The following is a 14,220-nucleotide window of genomic DNA, read 5'->3' as shown; positions in this document are numbered from 1 at the left end:
TGAAGGGGGAGCCTGATTCTAGGCAAGCCGAAACGTCATTCGAATGACATTTCAATGACAAAAATGTCATTCTTCTCGCGCCTTGGCAGACCGCGCGCAAGTACCCATAGCCCGCTCAGCGAGGCGGGCTATGGGTGAGGTTCGGAGGGACTGGGTCGACGGTCTGGAAATGACCGACGGATGGCCAATGACTGGCCGATGAATGCGCCGGGACTCAGTTGTCCTGATGCGCCCAGTTGAAGCTCAGCGAAACGGGCTTCTCACCCACGCTGACCTTGGTGGTCTTCTTGACGCCGTTGTAGACGGCAGTGATTTCGTATTCGCCCTTGGGCAGCTTGAGGTTGGTCATGGGACCGGCGGTGGCCAGGCTGAAGACGCTCTTGCCGTGAAGGTCGGCCACGTCCAGCTTGACGTTGCTGACATAGGCGCCGTCCTTGGCTTCCGAGAACAGCAGGCGCAAGTTGTAGTCCTTGGCCGCTTCACGCAGCTTGGCCTGCTCGCCGGCACCGATGCCGCCGTTCATGTAGGCGACCGTGCCCTGCATGTCCTGGGCGTGGGTCAGGGGTGCCGCCATGCCGGCGAGGCCGAAGACGATGGCGCTGATGGCGGTGATCTTGTTGATGTCCATGATGGCTCCTTGTCGTGGTTCAGGATGAAAGCGCTGCCGCTGGTGCGGACTGCCGGGAGATCCGACGGACTAACTGTAAAACTGAAAAATTAAGGAAGACTTAATGCAGACGGCGTCGGTCGCAAAAGATTCCATCGGCTGACGCAAGCTGCGTCGGTGACGTCGCCACTGGCGCAATTTGCATCACTCCCGGTGCTGCCACCGCTTCTGCGACAAAAAATAAAAGTCTTTTCTTTCAATGACTTGCAGACCGTCACACGCCATCGATGAGTTTGGCACACCTCTTGCCATTGATCGGTCATTGCGTCATTCCGGACGCAATCCAAGAGACCAAGAACTGGAGACTTCATGCACATCCCATCCACTGGCGGGGACGACCTCGCCCATGGCGATCGCATCAATGCGCTGGAACAGGCGCTGATGCACGGCAAGATCGATCGCCGTCATTTCATGAAACTGGCAGCGGCCCTGGGCCTGGGCACCTCCGCCATCGAGAGCATGGCGCAGCAGGCCGAGGCCATCGCCACCAACCAGGCCGAACGCGCCAGCACGCTGCAAGACCAGTACGATTACATCGTGGTCGGCGCGGGTTCCTCTGGCTGCGTGATTGCCAGCCGCCTGTCGGAAAATCCTGACCTCAGCGTGTTGCTGCTGGAGGCGGGCGGCAGCGATGATGCACCCAGCATCCTTGACCCGGGCGTCTGGTTCACCAATCTCGGGACCGAGCGCGAATGGGGCGACAAGTCGCTGCCGCAGCGCCACCTTCATCAGCGCACCCTGAGCCTGGCGATGGGCCGCGCCATCGGTGGTGGCAGCAGCATCAACGTCATGGCCTACGCCCGCGGCCACAAGAGCGACTATGACCACTGGGCGGCCGAGGCAGGAGATGCGGCCTGGAATTACGATCACGTACTGGCCATCTACAAGCGCATCGAGGACTGGCAGGGCGCCCCCGATCCAGCCTATCGCGGTCAGGGCGGCAACGTCTGGGTCCAGCCGGCCAAGGCCCCCAATCCCATCGCCCCGGCCATGAAGCGCGCCGCTGCGGCCATCGGCATCCCCTCCTTCGAGGATCACAACGGCGCCATGATGGAAGGCCCCGGCGGATGCGCCATCGCCAACACCTCCATCAAGGATGGCCGTCGCCGCAACATGGCTTCGCATTACCTGCACCCGGTCATGCAGCGCAAGAATCTCACCGTACTGACCCGGGCCGAAGTGCAGCGCCTGACGCTGTCGGGCAAGCGTGCCACGGGTGTGGAGTTGAACTGGCAGGGCCGGCAGCGTCGCATCGGTGCCCGCCGCGAAGTGATCCTCTCGGCCGGTGCGCTGAACTCGCCCAAGCTGCTGATGCTCTCCGGCATCGGGGACGAAACCATGCTGCGACGGGCCGGCGTACCGGTGCGCCATGCTCTTGCTGGCGTCGGTCGCAATTTCATGGATCACATCCTGCTCGGCGGCTGCCTGTGGGAATACAACACGCCCGAGGCACCCCGCAACAATCTGGCCGAATGTACCTTCTTCTGGAAGAGTGACAGCAAGCTGGCCTCGCCCGACCTGCAGCCGTTCCAGATCGAGATACCGTTCACTTCCGAGGCGACGGCCAAGCAGTATCAGGTACCGCAGGCCGCATGGTCGATCGCGCCGGGCCTGGTACAACCCAAGAGCCGCGGTCATCTGGAACTGCAATCGGCGGATCCGCGTGACCGTCTCAAGATCCACGCCAACTTCCTCTCCGATCCGGCTGACGTCAAGGCGCTGGTGCGCGCCGTCGAGCTGTGCCGCGAGATCGGCAACGAGGCCGAGTTGCGCGCCTATGCCAAGCGCGAGGTGATGCCGGGCCCGCTCTCTCCCAAACAGATGGAGAGCTTCGTGCGCGACGCCGCCCTCACCTACTGGCACGAGACCGGCACCTGCAAGATGGGACGCGACCAGATGGCCGTGGTCGACAGCCAGTTGCGCGTCTACGGCATCGACGGCCTGCGCGTGGCGGATGGCTCCATCATGCCGCGCGTGACCACCGGCAACACCATGGCCCCCTGCATGATCATCGGCGAACGGATGGCCGAGATCCTCAAGCAAGCCTGATCTACTGACCTTCACAGACACAAAGGACACCATGCATACCCTCTTTGACAGCGACCAGCACTGGCACGGCAAGATCTGGTCCGATGGCTGGACCAGCGCCGCCGGCGGCCACGCCGACGTGATCGAACCGGCCACCGGAGCAGCGCTGGCCGCCACCGGCATCGGCAATGCCGACGACATCGACCGCGCCGTCACCAGCGCGGCGACGGCCCAACCGGCCTGGGCCGCCATCACTTTCAGCGAACGTGCACGCATCCTGCGCGAAGCGGCGCGACTCATGCAACTGCATGCCGAAGAATTCAATCGCTGGAACGTGCGCGAATGCGGTTCCACCACCGCCAAGGCCCAATGGGAACTGGCGCAATGCTGCGAACAGCTGCACATGGCGGCGGCACTGCCGATGCAGCCCGACGGCTTGCTGTTCCCCTCGTCCCTGCCCGGTCGCAGCAACCAGTGGCGGCAGATTCCCATCGGAGTGGTCGGCGTGATTTCCCCATGGAATTTCCCGCTGCTGCTGTCACTGCGTTCAGTGGCACCGGCGCTGGCGCTGGGCAATGCGGTTGTACTCAAGCCTGACACCCAGAGCGCAGTCTGTGGCGGCCTGTTGCTGGCGCGCCTGTTCGAGCTCGCCGGCCTGCCACAAGGCGTACTGCACGTGATTCCCGGTGGGCCGGCAGCGGGACAGGCGCTGGTGGCCCATGCGCAGGTCGGCATGATCGCATTCACCGGCTCGACCGCAGTGGGCCGCGCCATCGGCCAGCACTGCGGACAATCGCTCAAGAAGGTGGCTCTGGAACTGGGCGGCAACAATGCGCAAGTGGTACTGGCCGATGCCGATCTGGATGCCGCCGCCTCCAACGGCGCCTGGGCCTCCTTCCTGCATCAGGGACAGATCTGCATGCAGGCCGGCCGCCATCTGGTGCATCGCTCGGTGGCGGCGCTCTATGCCGAAAAACTGGCGGCCCGCGCCAAGGCACTGCATGTGGGCGACCCGTACCGGGGGCAGGTTCATCTGGGCCCGCTGATCAATGCGCGCCAGCGTGACCGCCTGCACGGACTGGTCACACAGAGTATCGCAGCGGGCGCCACCCTGCTCGCGGGCGGCCACTACGATGAGCTGTTCTATGCGCCCACCGTGCTGGCCGGCGTCACACCCGAGATGCCGGTGTATCACGAGGAATTGTTCGGCCCCGTGGCGCCAATTACCGTCTTCGACGACGAACGCCAGGCCATCGCGCTGGTCAATGGCAGCCCCTATGGCCTGGCTGCCGCCGTGCACAGCCGTGACGTGGCACGCGCCACGGCACTGGGCCGCCAGCTGCGCTGCGGCATGGTGCACATCAATGATCAGACGGTGAACAACGAATTTCAGGTGCCCTTCGGCGGCATGGGAGATTCCGGCAATGCCAGCCGCTTCGGTGGCCCGGCCAGCGTGCATGAATTCACCCAAAGCCAGTGGATCAGCATCATGGACCAGCCGATTCAGTATCCCTTCTGAAATCCCTTCTGAATACCACGCATGCACGAGTGCAGCACCCCATCACAACGATAACCAGGAGACCATTCCATGCAAGCCCTTCACCCTCGCGTCCGCCCGCTGCGGCGCGCCCTGCTGGCCGCCGCCAGCGCCTTGACCTTCTCGGCCGGCAGCGCCGCGGCCGCTGAAATCGCCACCGATCCGGGCGACTATGCGGCTCTACCCGCCGGTGCCAACCTGGCCCTGCTGTACGGCCAGCACACCGAGCGCAATGCCAACTATGCGAACGGCAACCGCACGGCAGGCGACTTCAGGCTGGTGACTGACATCGGCCTGGCACGTTTCGTCCACTTCATGCAAGTGGGCGATTACACCATCGATCCGCAAATCATCATCCCCTTCGGCAAGGTCGATCTGCAGACCGCCTTCGGGCCGCTCAAGCCGGTCTCGGCCAGCGGGGTAGGCGATCCGCTGGTGGGCGGGACCCTGTGGTTGCTGAACCAGCAGCAGCAACAGCGCTGGCTGGGCGTATCGGCCTTCGTCGCAGTACCGGCGGGCAATTACGATGGCAGCAAGGGACCGGTCAACGTGGGCGAAAACCGTTGGAAAGGGATCTTCCAATTGGGCTACGTCACGGCCTTGCCGGCCAATTTCATGCTGGATGTGATCGGTGAATATGCCGTCTATGGCGACAACACCAACTTCCTCGGACTCAAGCGCGAACAGGACGCTTCCTATGGCCTGCAAACGCACCTGCGCTACATGTTCTCGCCGACGACGTCACTGGCACTGTCGTGGTACCAGGATTTCGGCGGGGCGACCAAGCTCAATGGCGTCGCGCAAAATGACCGCATGAACAATGGACGCCTGCAAGCGGGCTTCTCCACGTTCGTCGCCCCGACGGTACAACTGATGGTGCAGTATGGGCAGTCCATCCAGGTGGAGAACGGTGCCAAGGAATCCAATCGCATCAACCTGCGCATCGCCAAAGTGTTCTGAAGCCTGAAGCCGTACGCGCTGATCGTCGCCTTGCGCGATCAGCGCGATTTCTTCATCCAGCGATGCAACGTGGAGCGATTCACGCCCAGGCGCTGGGCCGCTGCCGACACATTGCCTTGCACCTCCTCCAGGGTCGCGGCCAGCAAGGCTTGATGATGCTGGCGCAAGGAAACGCCCGCTTGCTGATTCATCGCGGCGGGCGGGGCGAACTCGGCGCAGGGCTGGCGCAGCTCTGCCGGCAGATGCTGCCGACCTATCAGCTCACCCGGCTCGGCGATCACCCGTGCCAGCCGCAAGGCGGCACGCAACTGGCGGCAGTTGCCCGGCCAGGGCAATTGCAGCAGGTGTTGCAGGCATTCCGCTTCCAGTTGCGCTTCATGCAGTCCTTCGTCGGCCAGCAGGACCGTCAGCAAGCGATGCAACTGCCCGCGTTGACGCAAGGGTGGCAAGGGCAAGCGCAGTCCATCCAGGCGGAACAGCAGGTCGGCCCGAAAACGCCCTTGCGCCACCCACTGATCCAGTGGCTGGTGCGTGGCACTGAGCAATTGAAACTCCAGCTTGCGGCTGCCGGTGCCGCCCAGGCGCGTGACCTCGCGCGTCTCCAGCACGCGCAGCAGGCGCGTCTGCAATTCCAGCGGCATGTCGCCGATCTCGTCCAGGAACAGCGTGCCACCATCGGCCTGTTCCAGCTTGCCCTTGGCCCCGCCGCGTCGCGCCCCGGTAAAGGCACCGTCGGTGTGACCGAACAGTTCGCCCTCGATCAGCTCGCGCGGAATGGCGCCGCAATTGATCGCCACGAAGGGGCCCTCCCGCAGGCGGCTGCTTCGATGCAAAGCCTGAGCCGCGACCTCCTTGCCACTGCCCGATTCACCGAGGATCAGTACCGGCAGTCCGGCATCGAGCGCGCGCACTGCCCGTGGCAGGGCACGCGCCACCTCTTCATCCCCGAATTCGGGGAGCGCGGCAGCAGGGGCCAGCGCAACCGGTGGACTTGCAGGCTGGAACGCGGCCGGGCGCGCCGGCCGCGGTGTATCCAGCGGTGCCATGGTCAGCGTGAGCCCGGAGCGCAAACGCCATGGCAGCAGCGGCTGATGGCCGAGGCGATCCACCAGTTCCGAAAAGCGGCCTTGGAACACATCATCGTGATGCAATCCCCTTATTTCGCTGCGCAAGTCCAGCAGGCGGCGCGCCGCCTGATTGGCGGCCACGACTTCGCCATCTGCGCCAAAGGCCATCATGGCATTGCCCAGCCCGCCCAACGCGCCGTGGTACCAGCACATCCGCACCCGCAGTCGCGCCGGTACTGCGCGCAGCAGCGTGGCTTCGATGACGCTGGCGCTGTCCTGCATCAGCGAGAGCACACCGAACTGGGGCAAGGGCGTATCGCGCGTGACATCGATGGTACCACGCAGTTCGCCCTGCACGCCGTAGATGGGTGCGGCGGCGCACTGGAAGCTGCCATGCTGGGCAAAGAAATGTTCTTGTCCGAACACGCCGATGGCCTGTCCCTCGGCCATGGCGGTACTCATGGCGCTGGTGCCGATGCGTGCCTCGGCCAGGTTCACACCCGGGCGCAACGCACGCCGGATCAATTCGTCACAGTGTTGCAGCGGGCCGTGCACGGCCACCGCATGGCCGTCGGCATCGGTCAGCAACAAACCGTAAGCCCCCTCGCCCAGCACACGTGCCAGCCGTTCGAATTCAGGGCGAGCCGCCTCGATCAGGTCATGGCTGCGTTCACACAAGGACGACACCACGCTGGGCTGGACCGGATCGAAGCTGACCGCCTCGCCAGTCCGGTAGCCAACGCCCTGGCAGCGCTGCCACGAGCGCAGCACGGCATCGGGCACCAGACCGCTGGGCAGCGTGCCTTCCTCGAAGAACAGGCGGCGTGCGGTACGGATGCGTTCAGACTCGGCCAGTGCAGCCGAAGGCAGATGGGCGAACTCGGTCATGGTGTCTCCAAGGGATGGGATGCAGCGCTACCAATCAAGCCTGCGGGACCGCCTGCAATCCGGCGCTCGGCAGCAAACCTTGCGTTTGCAATGCCAATGCGGCGGCCACGTCGGATTGACGCGCCAGCGCCTCATTGATGCCCCCCACGATGGCCACGCGCTTGCGCGCGCCGTCGATGACTTCGCTCATGGCCTCATGCGCCAGGCCGGCACTGCCGCGCCCCTGTGTGGCCAGCGTTGCGGCGCGCTCGGCCTCACGCAGGGCAGCGCCGGAGGACTGGCTCAGCGAGCTGGCAATCTTGCCGATCTCCTTGCTGGACTGGCCAACCCGACCCGCCAGGCGTTTGACCTCGGCGGCCACCACCGCAAAGCCGCGCCCGCTCTCGCCGGCGCGCGCCGCTTCGATGGCCGCGTTCAGGGCCAGCAGATTGGTCTGACTGGCGATCTCGTGGATGGTATCGACGATGCCGCCGATGGTGGCTGCCTGCCCGGCCAGCGAGCGATAGGTCGACAGCGATGTTTCGATGTAGCTGCTGATGGCAGCCACTGATCGCACGGTCTGCTCGACTGCGGCCACCGCGCGATCGACGCTGCCCCCCGACTGCTTGGCCACTACACCGGCACGCGCCATGTCGGCGATGGTGCGGTCAAGCAGGCTGCTCAGATCCTGCACCAGCCCGTGGAGCACTTGCAAGGCTTGCGGCGTCACAGGATACGCGTACGGTACTGCGGGCAAGGGGGCGGCCAGTTCACTTGTGGCCAGTTCGGTATTGGCCAGCAGAACCTGTTCCGGCACCTTGATCGTTACCGATGGTCGCCGCGTGCCGATCAAGGCGATGGCCGCCATGGCCAGTGGCAACAAGGCTGCCAGCACTTCTTCAGCCACACCGCGCGCGGTATTGAACAGGCTCCAGCTGGCCGCTGCCGTGACCACGACCGACAAGGCCACGCAGGCCCATTTGACAAGATGCATCCGCATGTTGATCTCCTCTGTTGCTCATTTGCATGCGTGCGCATGCATTTATTGTTTTGATTCCGTGATTTGCGCCGGGACGCTTCAAGGCGTGCCAAGCACCTCCGGCGGTGCAGCGCGCAGGCCGCTTTCCAGCTGCTGCAAACGCCGCGCGTGCTCGTCGATGAGAGCGCGCTGCACGGACACCGCATCAGACAGTGCCGCCAACCGGGCAGTACAGTGCCCGGCCACTTCATCGGCCAGTTGCTCCAAGGCCGCCAGTACACTTTGACTCAGCGCTTCGTACAGTTTCTCGTAGGACGGCGGCAAATCGTCGGCAATGCGTTCATAGCCGCTGCCCGCAGGCAGGACCAGCGCCACCGGGGCCGGTGCGGACAGCACATGGCTGTCCAGTACGGCGCGCGCGTGGCGCTCGAAGGCGTGCATCAATGATGCTTGCAGGCTGGCCAGTACAGCGGCCACATCGCCCGTGCCAGCGTGCTGCTCCAGCAAGGCCGGCAGGCCCGGCATCACCTCGCGCCAGGCCAGTTGCACGATGCGTGCGCGACTGGCGGGCAGTGCTTGCAGTTCGCTCTGCACCAACTGCTGCAAGCCCCGCAGCGCGGGCAGGGTCTGCCCTTGCAGAGGGGCCAGTACCGCTTCCTGCAGATGGTGCAGCAACACTTCGGCCGGCTTGCGGTCGCGATAGGCCAGGGCCGGTGCCAGCAGGTCCGACAGTGCGGCATACAGGCGCTCGAAACCGGCACCGCGCATCGCTTCGGCATCCGCACCGGCCGTGCGGGCCACATAGGCGGACACCGATACGGGAGCCTTCAGCTGATGCAGCGCCACACCCAGCGATTGCAACTTGTCGGCGGCGCGGGCACGGACGTCAGCTTCCTGGTCGGCGCGGTTGGCATCGGATTTGTTGCGCAGACATTTGACGATCCGGCCATCCACCTCATCCTCATCGATGACGTCGCTGCGCGTGAGCACCGGCAGCAGCGGCTTGCCACGGCGCAGTTCACGCGCCAGTTCATCGAGCTCCTGCACCTGTCCCGGCGAAGTCGAACTGGTCAACCACAGCACCGCATCGGCGCTGTCGAGGAAACGCTGCGTGAGCGCCGCATTCTCGCCGGTGGCCGAATGCAGGCCGGGGGTGTCCAGCAGCACCAGCCCGTCGCCGAGGCAGACGCCCTGCAGGCGCGCCGTGGTTTCGGTAGCGCCTTCATGGAAAGGATCTTCACTCTCCACCAGCGCCCCGTCCTGCAGATGGAAATACTGCACCGCCTGCTGGCGCTCGCGGAAGCGTTGCGCGAGAAAGTTGCATAGCGAGCTTTTACCGGCATTGAACTTGCCGAACACCAGCAGCATGAGCTTGCCCTCGAAACGCTGGGCCAGCGCACGGGCGGGAGCGAGGGCAATCCATTGCTCCTCGCGGCAGCGCGCCTGGTGGATCCGCTCTTCGTGCAAGGCCGCCATACGGCGCGCCATGGGGCTGGCCGACTGCAGGCCGCTGGCCGGCAGCGGGGCAGCTTCAAAGGCCTGCGCCAGCGCCGCGAGCCAATCACGCAATGCAGACAGCACCGGCTGCAGGTCGGCCTCGCCCTGGCCGGTGCGGCCGATGGAGTCGATGAAACGCTGTTCTTCGCGACTCATGCGCCCTCTCCTTCGCGCAGCCGTGCCAGCGCCTGCTGCGCGCGTTGGTGCGCGTGCAGCTCGGCCTGGCCGATGGCGATCTGCTGTTGCAGCGCCTGGCGGTCTTCCGACAGTTCGTAGTAGTGCAGGAAGGCCTCTTTCAATTGCGCCTGCCCTGCCGGTTCACAGAAACGGCGGCGCAGGTCGGCGCGGTATTTGATGGAGATGCCCAGCACCGCCACCATCACCGTATCGAGGCTGGCCACCGAGGTCTGCTGGCTGGCCGGCAGACCTTCCACGCCATGCTGGATCAGGTGCGCACGAATGGCGATGCAGGCGCGTGAATAAGCGACGTGAATGCGCGCCCGCTCGCGCTTGCCGGCGGTGAGCTTGAATTCGTCGGCGGCGGTATCGGGTACCAGCGCGGGATCGTCCCCCTGAAACTCGACGATCGGCAGCAGATCCTGACGCACTTTTTCCAGCACGGCCTGCAGCCCTTGCTCGAAATCCTGGCGTTGCTGCTGCTGGCGCTGGCGCAGCGTGTGCAGCCCGCTCTCCAGCGCAGCTTGTTCCTGCCGTACCTGCTGGCCAATCTCGGTGAAGAGCAGATTGCGCTCATGTCGGCGCGCACCCGGCACCTGCTCCACCACTTCACGCAGCAAGCCCTGCAGCGCCGGAATGCCGCTCCGCTGCAGCAGCAGCGACTTGCCGCCTTCCACGCCACTGCGATGCCGCGTGGAGGACACCGGATGCAGCGTGAGCCCCGGTGCCTGCGCAAGGATGGCGGCGCTGACCTTGGCCAGTTGCTCGTCATCGCTCATCTGGTCCACCTGCGTGAGCACGAACAGCGTCTGCCGCCGCGTGCGCTGCTGGTCTTCGCGCAGGGCCTGCAACAGATGGCGTTCGGCCGCATCCAGTTCGCCTTCCTTCGCCGCATGCACGAACAGGCGCACATCGGCCTGCAGCCAGGTGGCTTCCTGGGCATGGCTGTCATCCTGCAGGGCGACGTCGGCGTCCAGCCCAGGCGCATCCAGCCAGCGCAGTTCGGCGTGATGGTGTTCGGACAGCATGACCGTCTCACGCCGGTCGGCCACCGCAAACACGTCACGCCCCATCAGTTCGTTGAGCAGGCGGCTCTTGCCGTGGTTGTACTTGCCGACCACCGTCACGGTCGGTGCGGCCTGCACTTGTGCCAGCACGCGCAGGCGTGCCAGGTCATGCGCGCGGCCCGGTACCACGGCCAGGACTTCGCTGGCGAGCGGGTCGAAGGAGTCATGCTGAGGGGTCATTGGGGGGTCTCCATGTTTTTCATTTTTTCTGCGCGGGACGGCCGATCAGCCAGTGCGCGGCCATGCCGATGACCACGCCCCAGAAGGCCGCGCCCAGTCCGTACAGGGTCATGCCGGAGGCTGTGGCCAGGAAGGTGATGACGGCGGGCTCGGCATGGCTGCCGTCTTCGCTCATCAGGCGGATGTTGGACACGATGGCACCGATCAGTGCCAGCCCGGCCAGGGCCGCGATCAGTTCCTTGGGAAAGGCGGCAAACAGCGTCACGATGGACGCCGCAAAGGTGCCGCCGATGAGATAGAACACGCCATTGGCAATACCGGCGATATAGCGCCGGCCCGGTTCCGGATGCGCATCCTTGCCGGTACAGAGCGCGGCCGTGATGGCGGCCAGCACGATGGTGATGCCGCCGAAGCAGGCCGTCAGCAGCGAGGCCAGCGCAGTACCGGTGACCACGGCGCGCGTGGGCGGATGGTAGCCCGCCAGCTGCAGCACCGCCATGCCCGGCAGGAACTGGCCGGTCAGGCTCACCAATACCAGCGGCACCGTCAGGCTGAAGAACATGCCAATGCTGAAGTGCGGGGCAATGAAGACCGGCTGCGCCAACTCCAGGTGGAGGGCTCCCAGTTCGGTGCGGCCGCCGGCAAAGGCCACTGCGAAACCGGTCAGTGCCACCACCACGATGCCGTAGCGCGGCCACCAGCGGCGTCCTGCGAGATAGGCGGCCAGCATGGCAAACACCATCAGCGGCGCGCCCACGCTGGAGCGAAAGGCCTGCACCCCGAACTGAAACAGGATGCCGGCCATCATGCCGGCCGCAATGCCCTTGGGGATGAAGGCGAGAATTTTTTCAAAGCAGCCGGTCACGCCGATGACGATCAGGATCACGGCCGCCATCAGGTAGGCCCCTACCACTTCCGGCATGCCCACTCCGGGAAAAAGGCTCAGCAGCAGCGCCGTCCCCGGTGCTGACCAGGCCGTGATGATGGGCATCCTGAACCACCAGCTCAGCAGCAGGCCGCTCACGCCCGCCCCCATGGAGATGCCCCACACCCAGGACACCAGTTGTGATTGCGGCACTTGGCCCGCATGGGCCGCCTGCACGAAAATCACCAGCGGACCGGCATAGGAAATCAGGACTGCCAGAAAACCCGCCACCCACGCAGTGAGCGAGCCATGTCGTTGAACCATCGAAGCTTCCTTGCGAAATGCAACTACACGAACGCACGAAAGGTCCGGCCCCCGTGGATCGCTCCGCCAGGTGCCGGACCGGCTTGACCGGCTACGATCTTAAACGCTGCGCGAGATCGGCGTGGCGGTCACGGTCGGCGCAGTCTCCGCTGCCACTGCACGCTGGCCATGACGATAGCGCAGCAGGAAGATGCCGATGGCCAGTGCGGCGACCAGTCCCGGTACGGCGAAGACCAGGAAATTCATCTTCAGCGGCAGCGCGGCCGCCATCAATGCACCGCCCAGCAAGGGACCGACGATGGCGCCCGAGCGGCCCACACCGGAAGCCCAGCCGAGACCCGTGGAGCGGATCGCCAGCGGATAGAACTGGGCCGTATTGGCATACAACAGGATCTGCGTGCCGATGGTGGTGGCACCGGCCACGATGATGAGCAGGTACAGCACCGGGGTCGGGCTGTTGAAGCCGAGCAGCGCAATGGCCACCGTGCCGACCGCGAAGAAGCTGACCACCACCTTGGGCAAGGTAAAGCGGTCACCCAGCCAGCCGCCGCCGATGGCACCGACCACGCCGCCGAAGTTGAGCGCCAGCAGGAAGGACAGCGACGACCCCAGGCTGTAACCGGCGCTGGCCATCAGCTTGGGCAGCCACGAACCCAGCGCATAGACCATCAGCAGGCAGCAGAAGAAGGCGATCCAGATCATCAGCGTGCCGAGGGTGCGCTCCTGCTTGAACAAGTCCAGCATCGGTGCACCGGAGCCCTTGGCATCGCTCTGCACGAGCTGCACATCGGCACCCAGCGCCGCTTGCGGCGCGACCTGCGCCAGCATGGCACGGGCCTGTTCCTGCTTGCCCGCACGCAGCAGGAAGCCGACCGATTCCGGCAGCTTCCACAGGATCACCGGCAGCAGCACCAGCGGTACGGCGGCGGCGAAGAACATCGATTGCCAGCCGAAGTTGGGCAGCATCCAGATACCCAGGCCCGCGCACAGCACGCCGCCCAGCGAATAGCCGCTGAACATGATGGCCACCAGGGTACTGCGCAGGCGCTTGGGCGCGTATTCATTCATCAGCGCCACGGCATTGGGCATCAGGCCGCCACAGCCGAGGCCGGCGAGGAAACGGAAAATGCCAAACTCACCGGGCGAAGTGGCAAAGCCGCTCAGGAAGGTGGAGACGCTGAAGAGCACGAAGCTGATCGCCACGCCCTTCTTGCGGCCGATGCGGTCGGCCAGCGGGCCGAAGACGAAGGCGCCGAACATCATGCCGAACAGCGCATAGCTGCCCAGCGCGCCGGCCTGCACCGGCGACAGGGACCACTCCTTCATCAGCACCGGCAGCACGGCGCCGTAGATGAACAGGTCATAACCGTCGAACACCAGCAGCAATGCGCACAGGCACATCACCATCCAGTGGAATTGCGTGAAACGCGCGCCATCGATGATCTGGCTCACTTCCTGGGTCTTCATGGGTCTCCTCCGTTGTCGTTTGTCTTGCGGGATTGGCGTTGTTTTGTGTTCTTGTGTTTGTTATGCCCGGCGTTTTTCTTGCAGTAATCCTGTGCGGGTCAGGCCTGTCCCTTCTTGCGCAGATGCGCCACCGCCTTGATCTCGATGATGTAGCCCGGCGCACCGCCGAGCATGTGCGCGCCAATCGCCGTCCAGGCCGGCAGCGGATAGGCGTTCAGGTAGCGGTTGCGCACCTTGATGAACAAGGGCAAATCGCGCATGTCGGTATGGAAGGTAGAGAGATCGACGATGTCGTCCAGGGTACCGCCGGCCTTCTCCAGTACTCGCTTGAGGTTCTCGAAGGCCTGCACGATCTGGGCTTCGCGCGGCTCCACCAGTTGCATGTCGGGACCGCGTCCGATCTGGCCGGAGACGTAGAGAACATCGCCGACCAATACGCCGGGGGCATAACCGATTTTTTCGTAGACCTCTTCCATTCCCTCGGGAATGATGGCCTGGCGTTCAGACATGGTGTCTCCGTTCAATGAAGAAAATTGAG

The 14,220-nt window shown here is 64.7% G+C and carries 10 protein-coding genes and 1 pseudogene; 3 read left to right on the top strand and 8 right to left on the bottom strand.

What is annotated here, in order from left to right:
• Window positions 1-214 precede the first annotated feature (214 nt).
• Window positions 215-628, bottom strand: coding sequence for a hypothetical protein (locus E2K99_RS06530; RefSeq protein ID WP_039788808.1), 414 nt, complete (start codon window positions 626-628; stop codon window positions 215-217).
• 348 nt (window positions 629-976) lie between these two features.
• Here E2K99_RS06530 and E2K99_RS06525 point away from each other — a divergent pair, with 348 nt between their 5' ends.
• The 3 genes from E2K99_RS06525 to E2K99_RS06515 all read left to right on the top strand — a co-directional run bounded on the left by E2K99_RS06525 (window position 977) and on the right by E2K99_RS06515 (window position 5,192).
• A complete protein-coding gene (locus E2K99_RS06525) occupies window positions 977-2,716 on the top strand; it encodes a GMC family oxidoreductase (protein WP_134221714.1) in 1,740 nt (579 codons plus the stop codon).
• 31 nt (window positions 2,717-2,747) lie between these two features.
• A complete protein-coding gene (locus tag E2K99_RS06520; RefSeq protein WP_134221713.1) occupies window positions 2,748-4,214 on the top strand; it encodes a benzaldehyde dehydrogenase in 1,467 nt (488 codons plus the stop codon).
• Window positions 4,215-4,283: 69 nt separating this feature from the next.
• Window positions 4,284-5,192 (top strand): transporter, encoded by a 909-nt coding sequence (locus tag E2K99_RS06515; RefSeq protein WP_134221712.1) that lies wholly within the window; start codon window positions 4,284-4,286, stop codon window positions 5,190-5,192.
• Window positions 5,193-5,230: 38 nt separating this feature from the next.
• On the opposite strand, the gene E2K99_RS06510 is transcribed toward E2K99_RS06515, so the two are convergent.
• The 7 genes and pseudogenes from E2K99_RS06510 to E2K99_RS06480 all read right to left on the bottom strand — a co-directional run bounded on the left by E2K99_RS06510 (window position 5,231) and on the right by E2K99_RS06480 (window position 14,191).
• Window positions 5,231-7,147 (bottom strand): sigma-54-dependent Fis family transcriptional regulator, encoded by a 1,917-nt coding sequence (locus E2K99_RS06510; protein WP_134221711.1) that lies wholly within the window; start codon window positions 7,145-7,147, stop codon window positions 5,231-5,233.
• 34 nt (window positions 7,148-7,181) lie between these two features.
• Complete coding sequence (locus E2K99_RS26060; RefSeq protein ID WP_134221710.1) at window positions 7,182-8,126, bottom strand: methyl-accepting chemotaxis protein; 945 nt, start codon at window positions 8,124-8,126, stop codon at window positions 7,182-7,184.
• 78 nt (window positions 8,127-8,204) lie between these two features.
• Window positions 8,205-9,758, bottom strand: coding sequence for a dynamin family protein (locus tag E2K99_RS06500; RefSeq protein ID WP_134221709.1), 1,554 nt, complete (start codon window positions 9,756-9,758; stop codon window positions 8,205-8,207).
• On the bottom strand, window positions 9,755-11,026 hold the full coding sequence (locus E2K99_RS06495) for a GTPase (RefSeq protein ID WP_134221708.1): 1,272 nt from the start codon (window positions 11,024-11,026) through the stop codon (window positions 9,755-9,757). The genes E2K99_RS06500 and E2K99_RS06495 overlap by 4 nt, the downstream gene beginning before the upstream one ends.
• A 19-nt stretch (window positions 11,027-11,045) precedes the next feature.
• Window positions 11,046-12,224, bottom strand: a pseudogene (locus tag E2K99_RS06490) (benzoate/H(+) symporter BenE family transporter); the annotation flags it as partial.
• Window positions 12,225-12,314: 90 nt separating this feature from the next.
• Window positions 12,315-13,682, bottom strand: a complete 1,368-nt coding sequence (locus E2K99_RS06485; protein ID WP_134221706.1) for an MFS transporter — start codon at window positions 13,680-13,682, stop codon at window positions 12,315-12,317.
• Between the two features lie 98 nt (window positions 13,683-13,780).
• Window positions 13,781-14,191 carry a RidA family protein gene (locus E2K99_RS06480; protein ID WP_134221705.1) on the bottom strand — a complete coding sequence of 137 codons (411 nt, stop codon included), beginning with the start codon at window positions 14,189-14,191 and terminating at the stop codon, window positions 13,781-13,783.
• Window positions 14,192-14,220: the final 29 nt, after the last annotated feature.

The organism is Herbaspirillum huttiense, from assembly GCF_004367745.1.
Lineage (GTDB): Bacteria > Pseudomonadota > Gammaproteobacteria > Burkholderiales > Burkholderiaceae_D > Herbaspirillum > Herbaspirillum huttiense.
Note: the sequence above shows the minus strand (reverse complement) of the source record. Positions and strands in the feature narration are given on the sequence as shown.